General features: G+C 66.8%; 17 protein-coding genes. 5 read left to right on the top strand and 12 right to left on the bottom strand.

Annotated features, from left to right (window positions below; all coding sequences use genetic code 11):
- Positions 1 to 60: 60 nt before the first annotated feature.
- The 9 genes from GY40_RS07400 to GY40_RS07360 form a co-directional block, all read right to left on the bottom strand.
- Positions 61 to 387, bottom strand: coding sequence for a hypothetical protein (locus GY40_RS07400; protein ID WP_038360482.1), 327 nt, complete (start codon positions 385 to 387; stop codon positions 61 to 63).
- Complete coding sequence (locus GY40_RS07395; protein WP_038360479.1) at positions 384 to 2,000, bottom strand: fumarate hydratase; 1,617 nt, start codon at positions 1,998 to 2,000, stop codon at positions 384 to 386. The genes GY40_RS07400 and GY40_RS07395 overlap by 4 nt, the downstream gene beginning before the upstream one ends.
- A gap of 134 nt (positions 2,001 to 2,134) precedes the next feature.
- Positions 2,135 to 2,596, bottom strand: coding sequence for a PTS IIA-like nitrogen regulatory protein PtsN (gene ptsN, locus GY40_RS07390; protein WP_038360476.1), 462 nt, complete (start codon positions 2,594 to 2,596; stop codon positions 2,135 to 2,137).
- A gap of 86 nt (positions 2,597 to 2,682) precedes the next feature.
- Positions 2,683 to 3,267, bottom strand: a complete 585-nt coding sequence (raiA, locus tag GY40_RS07385; RefSeq protein ID WP_038360473.1) for a ribosome hibernation-promoting factor, HPF/YfiA family — start codon at positions 3,265 to 3,267, stop codon at positions 2,683 to 2,685.
- Positions 3,268 to 3,396: 129 nt separating this feature from the next.
- On the bottom strand, positions 3,397 to 4,926 hold the full coding sequence (gene rpoN / locus GY40_RS07380) for an RNA polymerase factor sigma-54 (RefSeq protein WP_038360471.1): 1,530 nt from the start codon (positions 4,924 to 4,926) through the stop codon (positions 3,397 to 3,399).
- 164 nt (positions 4,927 to 5,090) lie between these two features.
- Entirely contained in the window at positions 5,091 to 5,897 is an 807-nt protein-coding gene (gene lptB / locus GY40_RS07375) for an LPS export ABC transporter ATP-binding protein (RefSeq protein WP_051987640.1), read from the bottom strand.
- Positions 5,898 to 5,981: 84 nt separating this feature from the next.
- Positions 5,982 to 6,713, bottom strand: a complete 732-nt coding sequence (locus GY40_RS07370) for an LptA/OstA family protein (RefSeq protein WP_051987639.1) — start codon at positions 6,711 to 6,713, stop codon at positions 5,982 to 5,984.
- A 22-nt stretch (positions 6,714 to 6,735) separates the two neighbouring features.
- Complete coding sequence (lptC, locus tag GY40_RS07365; protein WP_051987638.1) at positions 6,736 to 7,485, bottom strand: LPS export ABC transporter periplasmic protein LptC; 750 nt, start codon at positions 7,483 to 7,485, stop codon at positions 6,736 to 6,738.
- Positions 7,486 to 7,640: 155 nt separating this feature from the next.
- Positions 7,641 to 8,255: a ribonuclease D gene (locus tag GY40_RS07360; RefSeq protein WP_038360468.1), complete on the bottom strand. Its 615-nt coding sequence runs from the start codon at positions 8,253 to 8,255 to the stop codon at positions 7,641 to 7,643.
- A gap of 245 nt (positions 8,256 to 8,500) precedes the next feature.
- Here GY40_RS07360 and GY40_RS07355 point away from each other — a divergent pair, with 245 nt between their 5' ends.
- The 3 genes from GY40_RS07355 to GY40_RS07345 are packed head-to-tail and all read left to right on the top strand — an operon-like array spanning position 8,501 to position 10,787.
- Complete coding sequence (locus tag GY40_RS07355; RefSeq protein WP_038360466.1) at positions 8,501 to 8,932, top strand: DUF805 domain-containing protein; 432 nt, start codon at positions 8,501 to 8,503, stop codon at positions 8,930 to 8,932.
- On the top strand, positions 8,929 to 10,140 hold the full coding sequence (gene dapE, locus GY40_RS07350; RefSeq protein ID WP_051987637.1) for a succinyl-diaminopimelate desuccinylase: 1,212 nt from the start codon (positions 8,929 to 8,931) through the stop codon (positions 10,138 to 10,140). The genes GY40_RS07355 and dapE overlap by 4 nt, the downstream gene beginning before the upstream one ends.
- A gap of 53 nt (positions 10,141 to 10,193) precedes the next feature.
- Positions 10,194 to 10,787: a hypothetical protein gene (locus GY40_RS07345; RefSeq protein WP_156115897.1), complete on the top strand. Its 594-nt coding sequence runs from the start codon at positions 10,194 to 10,196 to the stop codon at positions 10,785 to 10,787.
- A 122-nt stretch (positions 10,788 to 10,909) separates the two neighbouring features.
- Here the strand turns inward: GY40_RS07345 and truA are convergent, their stop codons facing one another.
- The 3 genes from truA to def form a co-directional block, all read right to left on the bottom strand.
- Positions 10,910 to 11,650 (bottom strand): tRNA pseudouridine(38-40) synthase TruA, encoded by a 741-nt coding sequence (gene truA, locus GY40_RS07340; RefSeq protein ID WP_038360461.1) that lies wholly within the window; start codon positions 11,648 to 11,650, stop codon positions 10,910 to 10,912.
- A gap of 74 nt (positions 11,651 to 11,724) precedes the next feature.
- Entirely contained in the window at positions 11,725 to 12,654 is a 930-nt protein-coding gene (fmt, locus tag GY40_RS07335; protein WP_038360458.1) for a methionyl-tRNA formyltransferase, read from the bottom strand.
- Positions 12,655 to 12,835: 181 nt separating this feature from the next.
- Positions 12,836 to 13,372, bottom strand: coding sequence for a peptide deformylase (def, locus tag GY40_RS07330; RefSeq protein WP_038360456.1), 537 nt, complete (start codon positions 13,370 to 13,372; stop codon positions 12,836 to 12,838).
- A 113-nt stretch (positions 13,373 to 13,485) separates the two neighbouring features.
- Between def and rmuC the strand changes: the two genes are divergently transcribed.
- Positions 13,486 to 14,670 (top strand): DNA recombination protein RmuC, encoded by a 1,185-nt coding sequence (gene rmuC / locus GY40_RS07325; protein WP_038360455.1) that lies wholly within the window; start codon positions 13,486 to 13,488, stop codon positions 14,668 to 14,670.
- A 367-nt stretch (positions 14,671 to 15,037) separates the two neighbouring features.
- On the top strand, positions 15,038 to 16,089 hold a 1,052-nt coding region (locus GY40_RS07320; RefSeq protein WP_038360453.1), incomplete at its 3' end, for an MCP four helix bundle domain-containing protein.

The following is a 16,089-nucleotide window of genomic DNA, read 5'->3' as shown; positions in this document are numbered from 1 at the left end:
CTTTCGATCATTCGGGAAGGTTCCTACCACGTCATGACGTCATTGCGAGAAGCGCAGGCCTCACCGCCCGCCGCAGCGATTGGCGATGAGGGCGCGGTAGTTGACCAGCTCGGAATCCATCTCCGCGACATTGCGCTCGCGCTCGGCACCGCCTTGGCAGGTCGCGAAGACGGCGCGCGACTTCTGCAGATAGACGACATGCTCGCGATAGGCCCGGCACTGGGTCGCCGGGTCCGCACTGGCCACGGCGGCGAGCCGGGTCTGCTGCTGACGGAAGCCGGCCTCGTTCTGGAACAGGTCGCGCGAGCAGGTCGCGGGGCGCGGCTGCTGGGCCAAGGCGGGACCGGCCAGCAGCACCGCCAAGGCGAGCGAAAGCGAAAGCCTCATCCGAGGTTCAGCTCCTTGAAGAAGTCGTTGCCCTTGTCGTCAATGACGATGAAGGCGGGGAAATCCTCGACCTCGATCTTCCAGACCGCTTCCATGCCGAGTTCGGGATATTCGAGCACCTCGACCTTGCGGATGCAGTCCTGCGCGAGACGCGCGGCCGGGCCGCCGATCGAGCCGAGATAGAAGCCGCCATGGGCCTTGCAGGCCTCGCGCACCGCCGCCGAGCGGTTGCCCTTGGCGAGCATCACCATCGAACCGCCGAAGGACTGGAACTGGTCGACGAAGGAATCCATGCGGCCGGCCGTGGTCGGACCGAAGGAGCCCGAGGCGAAGCCTTCCGGCGTCTTGGCCGGGCCGGCGTAATAGACCGGGTGGTTCTTGAAATAGTCGGGCATGCCCTCGCCGCGCTCCAGCCGCTCGCGGATCTTGGCATGGGCGAGGTCGCGGGCGACGACGATGGTGCCGGTCAGCGAGAGCCGCGTCTTGACCGGGTGCTTCGACAGCGTGGCGAGGATCTCGCTCATCGGCTGGTTGAGATCGATCTTGACGACATCGCCGCCGAGCGCGGCTTCGTCGATATCCGGCAGGTATTTCGAGGGATCGGTCTCCAGAGCTTCCAGGAAGATGCCGTCCCTGGTGATCTTGCCCTTGGCCTGGCGGTCGGCCGAGCAGGAGACGCCGAGCCCGATCGGCAGCGAGGCACCGTGACGCGGCAGGCGGATGACGCGCACGTCATGGCAGAAATACTTGCCGCCGAACTGGGCGCCGACGCCGAGCGCCTGCGTCATCTTATGGACCTCTTCCTCCATCTCGAGGTCGCGGAAGGCATGGCCCGAGGGCGAACCCTTCGTCGGCAGCGCGTCGAGATATTTGGTCGAGGCGAGCTTCACCGTCTTGAGGTTCTGCTCGGCCGAGGTGCCGCCGATGACGATGGCGAGATGGTAGGGCGGGCAGGCCGCGGTGCCGAGCGTCAGGATCTTCTCCTTCAGGAACGCCATCATGCGGTCCTTGGTCAGGAGCGAAGGCGTCGCCTGGTAGAGGAAGGTCTTGTTGGCCGAGCCGCCGCCCTTGCAGACGAAGAGGAATTTGTAGGCATCCTCGCCCTCGGCGTAGATGTCGATCTGCGCCGGCAGGTTGGTCGCGGTGTTCTTCTCCTCGAACATCGAGAGCGGCGCGAGCTGGGAATAGCGCAGGTTGCGCTTGAAATAGGCGTCGGCAACGCCCTCGCCCAGCGCGGCCTCGTCGTCGCCATCGGTCCAGACCTTGCGGCCCTTCTTGCCCATGATGATGGCGGTGCCGGTGTCCTGGCACATCGGCAGCACGCCGCCGGCGGCGATATTGGCATTCTTCAGCAGGTCGTAGGCGACGAACTTGTCGTTCGAGGTCGCCTCGGGGTCGTCCAGGATCTTGCCGAGCTGGGCGAGATGGCCGGGGCGCAGCAGATGGTTGATGTCGATGAAGGCCTGCTCGGAGAGCTGGCGGATCGCCTCGCGCGAGACGCTGAGCACCTCACGGTCACCGATCTTCTCGACACTGACGCCCTCGCTGCCGAGCTTGCGATAAGGCGTCTCGTCTTCGCCGAGCGGAAAGAGATCGACATGCGTATAGGCCATGGCCAGCGGCTCCGAAGCAGGATGCGCCGCGCGCGTGACTCTAAGGCTGGCGCGACGCCGGTCTGGCCGGCGTCATAGCGGCTCGGGCGTTCGCGTCCAAGCAGTCTTTAGCAACTCTAGACTGGGCGCGCTGTTCAAGCCGCCTGAGCGGCCGACTCGGCCAGCACCGCGTAGATCGCCGCGGGGTCGCGGATCTTGCGGACCTGCTCCAGAACCGACTGGTTGCGCAGCACGCGGGCGACGCGCGCCAGCGCCTTGAGATGGTCGGCGCCGGCCCCTTCGGGCGCGATCAGGACGAAGATGATATCGACCGGCTGACCGTCGAGGGCCTCGAAGTCGATCGGCTTGTCCGCTCGCGCGAACAGGCCGACCAGGCGGTCGATTCCCGCCATGCGACCATGGGGAATCGCGATGCCGTCACCGATGCCGGTGGAGCCGAGGCGCTCGCGTTGGAGCAGGGCCTCGAAGAGTTCCCGCTCGGGCAGGCCGGTCAGCGTCGCGGCGTGCTGGGCAAGCTCCTGCAGCGCCTGCTTCTTGCCGTTGGCCCGCAGCGGCGAAATCACCGCGGCGGGGCTCAGGAGATCGGTCAGCGTCATTCGCCCGTCCATGCATGTCCCGTGCCGCTCTTGAACGCGTCGGCCTGGGTCGGGGTTCGACGACCGGTGCGATTATTCCGCCGGCCTCAGGACAACGATGCCGGCGGGTCGATCCAGCCGATGTTACCGTCGCGGCGGCGATATACGATGTTCATGCGACCATTGCCAGCATGGCGGAAGACGATGACCGGCGCGCCGGTGAGGTCGAGTTCCGCCACCGCATCGCCCACGGTCAGGCTGAGCAGGGATTTGGTCGATTCCGCAACGATAACCGGGTTGTCGGCACCCGCATCGCCGCTGATCTCCTCGACATCGTCGTCCGGCGCCGCGATCACATAGCTGGGGATTTCGATCCCGGCATCGCGGCCATTGGCGGCGGTGCGGTCCTTCAGCCGGCGCTTGTAGCGTCGCAGCCGCTTCTCGATGCGCTCGGCCATCTTGTCGAGGCTGGCATAGGCATCATGGGCGGTGGCGGAGGCTTCCAGCGTGATCCCGGAGGAGAGGTGAATGACCGTGTCGGTGCGAAAGGCCGTACCGTCCTTGTCGACGGTGACATGCCCTTGATAGCCGCCCTCGTAATATTTGCTGACGGCCGCAGCGACCCGCACCTCGGCCTGGCCGCGCAGGGCCTCGCCGACATCGAGATTCTTGCCGGAGATTCGCAGGCTCATGGAGTGCTTCCCCTTGTTAGCCATGGCCAGTGTTCGACCATCCAGAGGAGCTAAGGACTGCGAGTCCGGGATGTCAATGAGCGAAGCCCCGCATGGCGCACATGCCGCAAGGCTTTGGAACAAAATCGCTCAACGGCCTCCCAGCGCCATCGCGACCTTTTCCCGGCGGCGCTCCATCGAGGAAGGGATTCTGAGCGATTCGCGGTATTTCGCGACGGTGCGCCGGGCGATGTCGATGCCGCCGTCCTTGAGCCTGGCGACGATGGCGTCGTCCGAGAGCACCGCGGAGGGGCTTTCCTCGTCGATCATCTGCTTGATGCGGAAGCGGACCGCCTCGGCCGAATGCGCCTCGCCATAGCCCGTCGCGGCGATCGCGGCGGAGAAGAAATACTTCATCTCGAAGACGCCGCGCGAGCAGGTCAGGTACTTGTTCGAGGTGACGCGCGAGACGGTCGATTCGTGCATGCCGATGGCGTCCGCGACCGTCTTGAGGTTGAGCGGGCGCAGATGCTCGACGCCATGGGCGAAGAAGCCATCCTGCTGGCGGACGATCTCGCTGGCGACCTTCAGGATCGTGCGGGCCCGCTGCTCGAGCGAGCGGGTCAGCCAATTGGCGGTCTGCAGGCATTCCGCGATGAAGGCGCGATCCTGGTCGCTGCGCGCCGATTTGGAGACGCGCGCATGATAGGTCTGGTTGACCAGGAGGCGTGGCAGGGTCTCCGGGTTGAGATCGACAAGCCAGGAGCCGTCCGGCGCGGCGCGGATGAAGACATCCGGCACGACCGTCTCCGCCGCCGAGCCACCGAAGCCGCGGCCGGGCTTGGGATCGAGCCGGCGGATCTCCGCGACCATGTCGGCGACATCCTCGTCGTCGACACCGCAGATCCGCTTCAGCGCCGCGAAATCGCGCTTGGCCACGAGGTGGAGATTGGCGACCAGCATCTGCATGGCGGGGTCGAAGCGGTCGCGGTCGCGCAGCTGGATCGCCAGGCACTCCGCGACGTCGCGCGCCGCCACGCCGGAGGGGTCGAAGCTCTGGACGATGCGCAGCACGGCTTCCACCCGCTCGACGCCGACGCCGAGGCGTTCCGCGATCTCCGCGACCGGCTCGGTCAGATAGCCGCTATCGTCGACCGCATCGATGAGATGGCGGCCGATGATCCGCTCGGCCGGAGCATCGACGGCGAGGTCGAGCTGGGCGCTCAGATGGTCGTGCAGGGACAATTCGGCCGTCAGGCTGCTTTCGAAGCCGTCGGGACCATCCTCGAAGGAACCACCGGAGGAGCCGTAGCTGCCGCCGACGATCGGCAGGCTGTCGGCGCCGCTGGCCTCAGTTCGCGCCAGGCTCGGCTGCTCGCCCTGGAAGACGTTGTCGAGACTGGTGCCGAGCCGCCCTTCCATGCCCTCCAGCGTGTTCAGGCTCTCCGCCCGCGCGAAGCTCTCGGCATCCGCAGCGAGCGCCCCCTCGGCGCCATTCGCCTCCGCCGGCACATCCGCCCCGTCGTCGCGCTCCAGCAGCGGATTGCGCTCCAGCTCGCCCTCGACGAAATTCTGGAGTTCGAGATGCGAAAGCTGGAGAAGCTTGATCGCCTGCAGAAGCTGCGGCGTCATCACCAGGGATTGTCCCTGGCGCAATTCCATGCGCGGCATCATCGCCATGCGCGAAAGGCCCTTCTGCGACGGCGCGCCAGCGGCACGCTTCTTGCTTTCGAGAAAGACCCTAGCGCCCGATCACGCCGACGTCAAAGGCCTTGCCGACGAAACGGGCAAGCCGGTTAATGCGGCGCAGCATTATTCCGCAATCGCGAACAAGACGGCACCGCTCAGAGGCGGAAATCCTCGCCGAGATAGACACGGCGGACATCGGGATTGGCGATGATCTCGGCCGGCGAGCCTTCGGTGAGCACCCGGCCGGTGTGGATGATATAGGCGCGATCGACCAGCCCGAGCGTCTCGCGGACATTGTGATCGGTGATCAGCACGCCGATGCCGCGATCGGTCAATTGCCGCACCAGCGCCTGGATGTCGCCGACCGCGATCGGGTCGATACCCGCGAAGGGCTCGTCGAGCAGAATGAAGGAGGGCTTGCCGGCCAGCGCGCGGGCGATCTCGCAGCGGCGACGCTCGCCGCCCGAAAGCGCGATCGAGGGCGCCTTGCGCAGGCGCGCGATGCTGAACTCGTCGAGGAGCTGGTCGAGCTGGCGCTCACGCGCCTTGCGGTCGGGCTCGACCACCTCCAGCACCGCCCGGATGTTGTTCTCCACGGAGAGCCCCCGGAAGATCGAGGCCTCCTGCGGCAGGTAGCCGATGCCGAGACGGGCGCGCTGATACATCGGCAGGGCAGTGATGTCGTTGCCCTCGAGCGAGATGACGCCGAGATCGGCCCCGACCAGCCCGGTGATCATGTAGAAGATCGTGGTCTTGCCGGCGCCGTTGGGGCCGAGCAGACCGACCGCCTCGCCCTGGCGCAGATAGAGGCTGGCATCGCTGACGACGGTGCGCCCGCCATAGGTCTTGCGCAGGCCGCTGACAGCGAGGATGCCCGGGCCGCCGATCGCGGCCGCGATCAGGCCGGGACGGTCCTGCCGCTCCTGCGAACGGCCGCCGAACAGGCCGCGCAGCCGCGCCATCGCGCCACCGCTGCGCGGACGGGTGGATTTGCGCGCCGGAGTGGCGGCGGGACGGGCGTCGGAAACGGTCACGAGGCAGCCGGATCAGTTGGTGGGAGGCTTGGCGGCCGCACCGGCGGCGGGCTTGGCGCCCGGCTTGGCCGCGTCGGTCTTGTTGGCGTCGGCCGAGTTCGGCACGAAGAAGCCCTGCACGCGCCCGCCCTTGTTGGTTTCGACATTGGCCACGCCAGTGACGGTATTGTAGGTCAGCTTCTCGCCGCGGGTGATGTTCGGCCCATCGTTCAGCGCGACATTGCCGGTCATGATCACCAGATTGTTGGCGCGGTCGAACTCGGCATTGTCGGAGGTGGCAGCCTGGGTCTTCGAGACGACGGTGACCGGCCCCTTGCAGAGGATGCGCTTGATCGAGCTGTCATTGGCCGGATCCTTGCCGCCGGCCGCGGCCGGCGTCTGTGCCGGCGCCGGGGTGGCCCCCTTGGCGGCCGCAGCGCCCTGCCCGCCGCGCCCTTCATAGAGCACGGTCATCACGGTGCAGCGCACGGTGGTCTCGCCCTGCACGGCAACGACATTGCCGGTGAAGACCGCCTTGTTCTCCTTGTCGAGCACATCAAGCTTGTCGGCGTCGATCTTGATCGGCTCCTTGCTGTCGCCGCCGAGGCCGCCGAGCGGGGACGAGGCATTGCCTCCCCTCTGCTTGGGCTGGGCCTGGGCAAAGCCATCCTGCTGGGTCGCCAGAAGCGCGAGGCCGGTCACCGCCAGCAGCGTGGCGACCCGGCCGGCACGCATGAAACGGAACGTCTGCGCCGGCGCTCTCATATCACTGCCTCTTTTCGTTGCCTTACGGAGCCGCAGAGTCTGCGGGAGCCGTCCGATTCGCCTTCAACAATTCCGGCATCGGCGTGCTGCCCGCGCGCTCCGGTCCGGCGATCGTCCCGGCGGGAGCATTCTTGATCAGCACGCGGACCCGTCCTTCGAAGGCGATCAGCTCTCCGTTGTTCTTCACGTCGAGCGTGTTCGCGTCAACCGTCGTCTGATCCATATGGACGGTGACGGGCTCCCGCGAGGCGACGGTTCCGGCCTTGAAGTCGACATCGGCGGTTCTCATGCTCATGTCATGGCCGCTTTCGGTGCGGATCTTGACGTCGTCGATGAGCTTGAGCTTCTCCTTCTGCGTGTCGAATAGCCCGGTCTTCGCATTCACCGTGACCCAGCCCTCGCGCTCCATCTGGATGCGGGCGATAACCGCCTGCAGCTCGACCTGCGTCGGATTCTTGATCTCCTGGAAGGCGTTCTCCGCGGTGACCTGATAGGGCCGGTTGTCCTTGCGATAGCCGGAGAGCTTCGGCGTCTCCATCCGGACCTTGCCGCCGGTGATGCCGACCGCGCCGATCGAGACATTCGCGAGCTTGCCACCCAGCGGGTTGAGGAAAGGCACGATCACCAGCCCCAGCACCGAGACGACGGCCACGACCGGGATGGCGCGGCGCAGCAGGCGGACGAGGCGGGTGTGCCGCTGCGCGGCGCTGAAGGCCCGCTGCCGGCGCAGCATATGTGCCGACAGCCCGCCCGTCGGGTTATTGAAGGTCATTGCCACAGTCATGCCCCGCGCAATGGCAGTCGCTCACGGCTTTTTCGTGTCGCCGGACGAACTGCATCGCGCCCCCGCGCTGCCCGCCCTGTCGGAAGGGAGCGGGACAAGACCCCCGCTCGCGCGCAGACTGACGCAGAAAGCCTTAGAAATTGTCAAGTGTGAGCGAAGATGTCCGTCTCCGCCCAGCCGGCGAGATCAAGCTCGGCACGATAGGGCAGGAAGTCGAAACACGCTTTCGCGAGGTCAGCGCGCCCTTCCCGCGCCAGCATCGCATCGAGCTTCTGATGCAGGGCGTGGAGATGCAGCACATCGGAGGCCGCGTAAGCGAGCTGGGCTTCGCTCAACGTATCCGCCCCCCAGTCGGAGGATTGCTGCTGCTTCGACAATTCGACCCCGAGCAACTCGCGCACGAGATCCTTCAGCCCGTGACGGTCGGTATAGGTGCGGGTCAGCTTCGAGGCGATCTTGGTGCAGTAGACCGGGGTGGTGACCACGCCGAAGGCGTGACGCAGCACGGCAACGTCGAAACGGGCGAAGTGGAAGAGCTTCAGCACCGCCGGATCCTCCAGCAGGCGGACCAGATTCTTCGGCCGCCCCGGATTCTTCGGGATCTGCACGACATCGGCGGTGCCGTCGCCACGCGAAAGCTGCACGACGCAGAGCCGGTCGCGATGCGGGTTGAGGCCGAGCGTCTCGGTGTCGATCGCGATGCTCGTACCGGCGTCGTAGCCGTCCGGCAGGTCGCCGCGATGGAAACGGATGGTCATGCTCGCAACCTCACTCGTCCGGCAGCGGCGGCCGGCACGTCAACGCACGCTCGATTCGGCAGGACGGCCTGGGAACGACGCTCCCGGATCCTGCGCGATATCTTTCCGCAGCTAGCCGCCCGCCTCGCCCCGTTCAAGCCTTTTCTGAGGCCGAACAAGGATTTGGGCCGGTGTTAACCTTTTATTCACCATAAGCTTCATTCCGCGGCGCAAGCATGCGACAAGAGGGCAACGGAGCCCGACACATGCCCCTGATCCGCCTCTTCACCGATCTCGACGGCCGCATCGGCCTGCGGGCCTTCTGGTTCGGCACCGCGGCGGTGGCGCTCTCGCTGTTCGTGATCCAGCGGCTCGCGCCGCAACTGGCCGCTCCCGCCACGGCGGCGGCCATCATCGCCTTCGCCAAGTCCTTCGCCCTGTTTCCCTGGTGTGCGCTGGCCGCCAAGCGCGCCAAGGATCGCGGCGGCTCTTCCCTGTTCGGCATCCTGCTGATCTGCGCGATCGTCATGCCGGAGCTTATGCTTCCTCATGTTCCGTTCGGCTGGCGGCCATCGCTGGAAGCGATCGGCACCATCGCCTGGGTCGTCGCCTTCATCGATCTCGGCCTGATGCCTTCCGCGCATCAGGACGAAACCGGGCTTGCGACTGTCGTGCTGGGTGCTAAAGCGGCGGAATGACCGCCGACTCCACAGCCGCCCTTCCCTCGCTCGATTTCGATCCCACCGATCCGGTCGCGCTGACGCAGGCGCTGGTGCGCTGCCCCTCCGTGACGCCGGCCGAAGGCGGCGCGCTCTCGCTGCTCGCCGCGGTCCTGTCGGCGGAAGGCTATGGCGTGCATCGCCCGGTCTTCAGCGAGCCGGGCATGCCGGATATCGAGAATTTCTACGCGCGGATCGGCAGCGAGGCCCCGGTCTTCGTCATCGCCGGGCATACCGATGTCGTGCCGGTCGGCGACGAGGCCGCCTGGAGCCGCGCGCCCTTCGGAGCGGAGATCCAGGACGGCGTCCTCTACGGGCGCGGCGCCTGCGACATGAAGGGCGGGCTCGCCGCCATGGTCGCGGCCGCGATCCGCTATCGGCGCGAGAATCCGGACGCGCCGGGCTCGATCGCCTTCCTCGTCACCGGCGACGAGGAGGGACCGGCGGTCAACGGCACGGTCAAGCTGCTCGAATGGGCGCATGGACGCGGCGAGCGCTTCGACCATTGCCTCCTCGGCGAGCCGACCAATCCGGCCGCGATGAGCGACATGATCAAGATCGGCCGGCGCGGGTCGCTGACCGGCGAGCTGACGGTGAGTGGCATCCAGGGCCATGTCGGCTATCCGCATCTCGCCGATAATCCGATCCGCGGCATGGTCCGCCTGCTGGCGGCGCTCGATGCGACGCCGCTCGACCAGGGCACCCAGCATTTCGACCCGAGCAATCTCGAGGTGACGACGCTCGATGTCGGCAATCCCGCGACGAACATCATCCCGGCACAGGCGAAGGCCGTCTTCAACATCCGCTTCAACGATACCTGGACGCCGGAGACGCTCGCCAACGAGATCGAGCACCGTTTGCGCGAGGCGGCCGGCAATACGGTGCGCTTCGCGGTGACGTTCCGGCCGACGAATTCGGTCGCCTTCCTGACCGAGCCCGGCCCCTTCGTCGCGATGGTCGCGGATGCGGTCGAGGCCGAGACCGGCAAGCGCCCGGCGCTCTCGACGACCGGCGGCACTTCGGACGCCCGTTTCATCAAGAGCTATTGCCCGGTGGTCGAGTATGGTGTCGTCGGCAAGACGATGCACCAGATCGACGAATGCGTCGCCGTTTCGGATCTGGTCGCTCTCGAGCGGATCACGCATCGGCTGCTCGCCACTTATTTTGCAACGCAACATAAGGCTTGACCTGCCGGCAAAGCGCCTCATTATTGGCTTAGACGAAAGTCTAAGATCACATGATGAGGTTCGCGATGAGGCTCGATGCCGATGACGTCGCGCGTTCGCTGCGCGGCTCCTGGCGCCTGATGACGAAGGGCGCGGATGCGCTCCCCGAGCTCGATCTCAGCCGTGACGGCTTCTGGCGCTCCTTCCTCGCCTTCGCGCTGATGCTGCCCGCGACGGTGGCGATGCTCGCGGCCATGCGGCTGGCGGCCGGGCTCAGCAATGCCGGCGGCCTGTTCGGCGCGCCCGGACTCGCGCTTGCCGTCGTCGGGGCGCTGTCGCTGGCCATCCTGGTCGTGCCGGCCTTCCTGATCCTGATCCGGCCGGAGCTGGCGCAGGCACCGCGCTTCACCAGCTTCGTGATCGCCTGGAACTGGGCCGGCATCGTCTCCGCCAGCCTGATGGCCGTGCCGGCCGCGGTCTATGCCGTCGGCTGGGCGCCCGCCACGCTCGCGCTGGTGCAATCGGCCTTCTTCGCCGCGATCGTGCTCAGGCTGCGCTATTGCGTGGCGCGCGCCGCCTTCGGCGCCGGCAACGGCATCGCGCTGCCGCTGGTCATCGCCAGCGTGGTGCTGGACTACGGGGTGGTCCGGGCCTTCGGCCTGGTCTAAGGCCGCGACGTGGTTCTCGGGCCCGACCCGAGAGCCTCATGCCGCGTGAGCGATCCAAGCCTCGACGTCACGAGATGTGCGGGTCAAGCCGGAGCCTGACGGCCGCGCTGCCGGCGAAGACCTCAGTAGTCCACACCGGCCAGATAGAGCCCGCTGGACGGCGCCAGCGCCGCGCATTGCGAACGATCGCGCGCCGCCAACACCGCACCCATCTTCCCCTCCGGCCAGCGCCCGGCCCCGACCATCTTCAGGCTGCCGACGATGGAGCGGATCTGATGATGCAGGAAGGAGCGGGCATGGGCGTAGACCACGATCTCGCTGCCTTCGCGCCGGACGTCGAGCCGGTCCAGCGTCCGGATCGGGCTGTTGGCCTGGCATTCGGCGGCGCGGAAGGTGGTGAAGTCGTGCTTGCCGAGCAGGGCCTTGGCGGCGCGGTCCATCGCCTCGTGGTCGAGCTTCACCGGGACGTGCCAGACCCGGCCACGGTCGAGCGCCGGCGGCGCCCGCCGATCGAGGATGCGATAGATGTAGTAGCGGCGCTTCGCCGAGATGCGGGCATCGAAATCATCCGGCACGATCTCGGCGCTGAGCACGCTGACCGGCACCCGCGCCTTCAGCCGGGCGTTGGTGGCGTCGCGCACGACGTCGGTGCGCCAGTCCTTGTCGAGATCGACATGGGCGACCTGATGGGTGGCGTGGACGCCGGCATCGGTGCGCCCGGCGCAATGCAGGCGCACGGCATGGCCGCAAAAGGCCTCCACCGCCTCCTCGACGCTCTGCTGCACGGACGGGTCGCTCGCCTGGCGCTGCCAGCCCGAGAACGGCGTGCCGTCATATTCGATGACGAGCTTGTAGCGCGGCATCAGAGCCGGTTACCCAACCGGAGGTCCGCGTCAGCGAACAGTGCGAAGCGGTTTTCGGACAATGGCCTGCTCATTTAAAGCTTGTCGCCGGCCCCGAGCCGGGCGCCGCGCAGGAATTCCGCCCCGCTCATCGGCGCCTTGCCGGCGCGCTGGACCTGGAGGAGCTTCACCGCCCCTTCCGCGCAGGCGACCGTGCCCTCGTCGTCGAGCAGCGTGCCGGGCTCGGCCGCGCCGCCGGCGAGCGCCGAGCGAAGCACCTTGAGACGCTCCGGCCCCTTGCCGAGATCGATCTCGGCAAAGGCGCCCGGAAAGGGCGACAGGCCGCGCACGAGGTCGTGCACCTGCCGGGCCGGCCGGCTCCAGCTCAGCCTCGCCTCGGCATTGGCGATCTTGGCGGCGTAGGTCACACCCTCCTCCGGCTGCGGCGTGAACTGCAGCCCGCCGCGCCCGAGCGCCGCGAGCGCCCGCACCATCAGGTCGGCGCCGAGGCGGCTGAGCCCATCGTGCAATTCGCCGGCCGTCATGTCGGGGCCGATGGCGAGCGTCTCGACCATGCCGACCGGGCCTGTGTCGAGCCCGGCCTCCATCTTCATCACGCAGACGCCGCTCTCGGCATCGCCGGCCATGATGGCGCGCTGGATCGGCGCGGCGCCGCGCCAGCGCGGCAGCAGCGAGGCATGCAGGTTGAGGCAACCCAGTTCCGGCAGATCGAGGATCGCCTGGGGCAGGATCATGCCATAGGCGACGACGACCGCGACATCGGCTTCATGCGAGGCGATCAGCTCGGCCTGCTCGGCCGTTTTCAGGGTCGCGGGCGTGAAGACCGGAATGCCGAAGCGCTCCGCCGCCCTGTGCACCGGCGAGGGCCGCAGCTCCAGCCCACGGCCGGCCTGGGCCGGAGCACGGGTGTAGCAGGAGACGACCTCATGCCCCTGCCCGACGATCTCGGTCAGGACCGGCACGGCGAAATCGGGCGTGCCCATGAAGATGACGCGCAAGCTCATACGCTCGACCTTACCTTAAAATCTTCCCCGTCATTCCGGGCATAGCCCCCGGGGTCCGATCTTCGATCGGCCCAAGGATAAACTCCGCGGAGAGCCGGAATCCATGCCGGCGCGCCGGAGTCCTTCGATGGATTCCGGATCGGCGCCGCTTCGCGGCTCGTCCGGAATGACGCAGCAGTGATTATGCCGCTGAGCGCTTGGCGGCCTTGGCGAATTTCTTGGTCACACGCTCGCGCTTCAGCCGCGAGAGATGATCGATGAAGAGCACACCGTTGAGATGATCGATCTCGTGCTGCAGGCAGGTGGCGAGAAGGCCATCCGCCGCGATCTCGTGAGTCTTGCCGTCGAGATCCATGTAGCGAACCTTGACCTCGGCCGGGCGCTCGACCTCCTCGTAATATTCGGGAATCGAAAGGCAGCCCTCTTCGTACACATTGGTCTCTTCCGAGAACCAGGTGACCTCCGGGTTGATGAAGACCTGCGGCTTCCTCGGTTCCGGCTCCTCGCCCTCCTTCGCCTCCGGCTTCGACAGATCCATCGTCACGACGCGCAGCGGCACGCCGATCTGGATCGCGGCGAGACCGATGCCCGGCGCGTCGTACATGGTCTCGAACATGTCCGCGACCAGCGCCTTGATTTCCGGCGTGACGGCCTCGACCGGCTTCGAGGCAAGGCGAAGCTGGGCGTCGGGCAGGATGACGAGCGGACGAATGGACATGAGGTTCCGAGAGAAAAGGGCTGTTGAGCCCGGGACATAAGCATTTGTGGGCGGGCGGTCAAACCGTTCCGCTTTCGTTCGCCATCCCGAGCCGAATCGGCTAGGCTCCCAGCATGAACGCGATCGCCTTCACCTTGCTGGAACGCCCCGTGACCTGGGCGGAGGCCGCACTCGGCTTCGGCGGGTTGAGTCTCGCATTGCTGCTGATGACGGCTTTGGCGGCCTGGCGCGGCGGCAGAAGCCGCGCGATCGAGGCTGCGATGGCCGCCGAACGCGCCCGCGAGATGGACGACAAGGTCGCGGAGATGAACCGGCAGCAGGCCGAGCTCGCCGGCCGGATGCAGTCGATGGCCGAGATCCTCTCGACCCGGCAGGGCGACCTCGCAAGGTTGATGGCCGAGCGGATGGACGGCCTCGGCCAAAAGGTCGGCCAGGGACTCGAGCAGAGCGTCCGCCAGACCACCGAAAGCCTCGGCAAGCTGCAGGAGCGGCTGGCGGTGATCGACAGCGCGCAGAAGAACCTGACCGACCTCACCTCGGAAGTCGTGACGCTGAAGGACGTGCTCTCCAACAAGCAGGCGCGCGGCGCCTATGGCCAGGGCCGGATGGAAGCGATCATCCGCGACGGTCTGCCCGCCGCCTTCTTCGCCTTCCAGCCGCAGCTCTCGAACGGACGCCGGCCCGACTGCCTCGTCACGCTGCCGGGTGACGGGCGCGGCCTCGTGATCGATGCCAAGTTCCCGCTGGAGAGCTTCACGATGCTGCGCGAGGCGCGCGGCGAGGATGCGAAGAAGATCGCGGGCCAGCGCGTCCGCAGCGATGTCGGCGTGCATGTGAAGGACATCGCCGAGCGCTATTTCCTGCCCGGCGAGACGCAGGATATCGCGCTGCTCTTCGTGCCGTCGGAATCGATCTATGCCGATCTGCACGAATATTTCGACGATGTCGTGCAGCGGGCGCACCGGGCCCGCGTGATGATCGTCTCGCCCTCGCTGCTGGCGCTGGCGATCCAGCTCATGCAGTCGCTGGTGCGCGATGCGCGGATGCGCGAGGAGGCGCAGGTCATCCAGACCGAGGTCGGCAAGCTGCTCGACGATGTCAGGCGCCTCGGCGAGCGCGTCGACAAGCTCGACACGCATTTCCGGCAGGCGCAGGAGGATGTCGGCCAGATCAAGACCTCTGCCGGCAAGGTCACCAGCCGCGCCGAGAGGATCGGCGCGCTCGATTTCGACGACGAGAAGAGCGAGCCGAAGCTGCCCTTCGCCAAGGGGCTCGAACTGAAGCGGGCCGCGGAGTAGCGCGCTCCCTGCCAGGCAGGGCGGATCCGGCCGACGACGCTAAAGGACCCCAAAGTCAACGCGCCGCCTGCCCCGGATGTCGGCGAGGGCGAGCCAGGGGGAACCGCCCACACAACCTGAACGCTCATCCCCAACGTGAATACGCGTATTTGCAAGTAAACGTCGTCACTTTTCCGAAGGGGACATTAGAACAGCCTTAAACTTTATCTGAAAGATCTGGGGCACCGAGAACTCTCAATACAGTCGAGCGCCATGACGCGACCGGGGTATCGCCGATCCATGCCTGGACCATAGGCATCTTTGCGGACCTTCCATCATCGGCACTCCATTGAATGAGCGACGTCTTCCCAGAAGGTCCGTCATGACAATGAGCATCAAGACAAAGCTGGCGGCCGCGCTGGTCGCCCTGGCCCTGTGCGTCCTCGCCATCGGCGCCTGCGGCTATCTGGCCTTGCGATCCGTGACGGAGCGTGTCGACAACGTCGTCCAGAACAATGTCATCCCGATGGAACAGTTGCGTTCCGTCAGCGACATGTATGCCGTCAACGTCGTCGACACGATCTGGAAGGCGCAGAGCAACCAGGTCACCTGGACCAATGCGCTCAAGAGCGTCCAGGACGCGGTCGGGACCATCGACAAGAGCTGGAAGGCCTATCTGCCCAGCATCACCGAGTCCGATGAGAGGCAGCTTGCGGATCAGGCAGCGGCGCTGATGAAGACCGGCGATGTCGCCATCGCCAAGGTCATCGCCATCCTGAAGGATCGTGACGACAGCGCTCTTCGCCTGTTCTCCTCGGACGAACTCTACAAGGCGATGGACCCGATCACGAAAAAGCTCGGCGAGTTGGCCGCGTTGCAGCTCAAGCAGGCGCGCGAGCAGGGAGCACAGGCCCAGTCGACGGCCCATGCCGCGGCCTATCTGCTGCTCGCCGTTGCCGGCGGCGCCCTGCTCCTGGGAACATTTGCGCTCGCCTTCGTGATCAGCGGCGTCGTGCGGCCGCTCGGCGGCATGACCGCCGCGATGAAACGCCTGGCGGATGGCGAGCAGGACGTCACCGTGCCGAGCGTCGGCCGGCGCGACGAGATCGGCGAGATGGCCGGCGCCCTGCAGATCTTCCAGGAGAACGCGGCAAGGGTCCGTGCCCTGGAAGAACAGGAGCGTGCCGCCGCCGCCGCGCGGCTGGCGCGGGCGCAGTCGATGGAGGCTGTGGTGTCGGATGTCGGCGAGGTGGTCGCGGCGGCGGCGGCCGGCGATTTCTCGGCCCGGCTCCAGATCGACGATGCCGACGAGCAGATGCAGCGGCTGGTCGCCGGCATCAACGAAATCAACAGCGTGGTGGACGGAGCGACGACGGAGTTCGCCGGGGTTCTGCAGGCGGTGGCGGGCGGCGACCTGACGCGGCAGGTCGAGGGCGGCTA

This window comes from Allobosea sp. UNC402CLCol, from assembly GCF_000745475.1.
GTDB classification, from domain to species: domain Bacteria; phylum Pseudomonadota; class Alphaproteobacteria; order Rhizobiales; family Beijerinckiaceae; genus Allobosea; species Allobosea spartocytisi.
The sequence above is the reverse complement of the archived record's forward strand: the minus strand, read 5'-3'. Positions and strand labels throughout refer to the sequence as shown.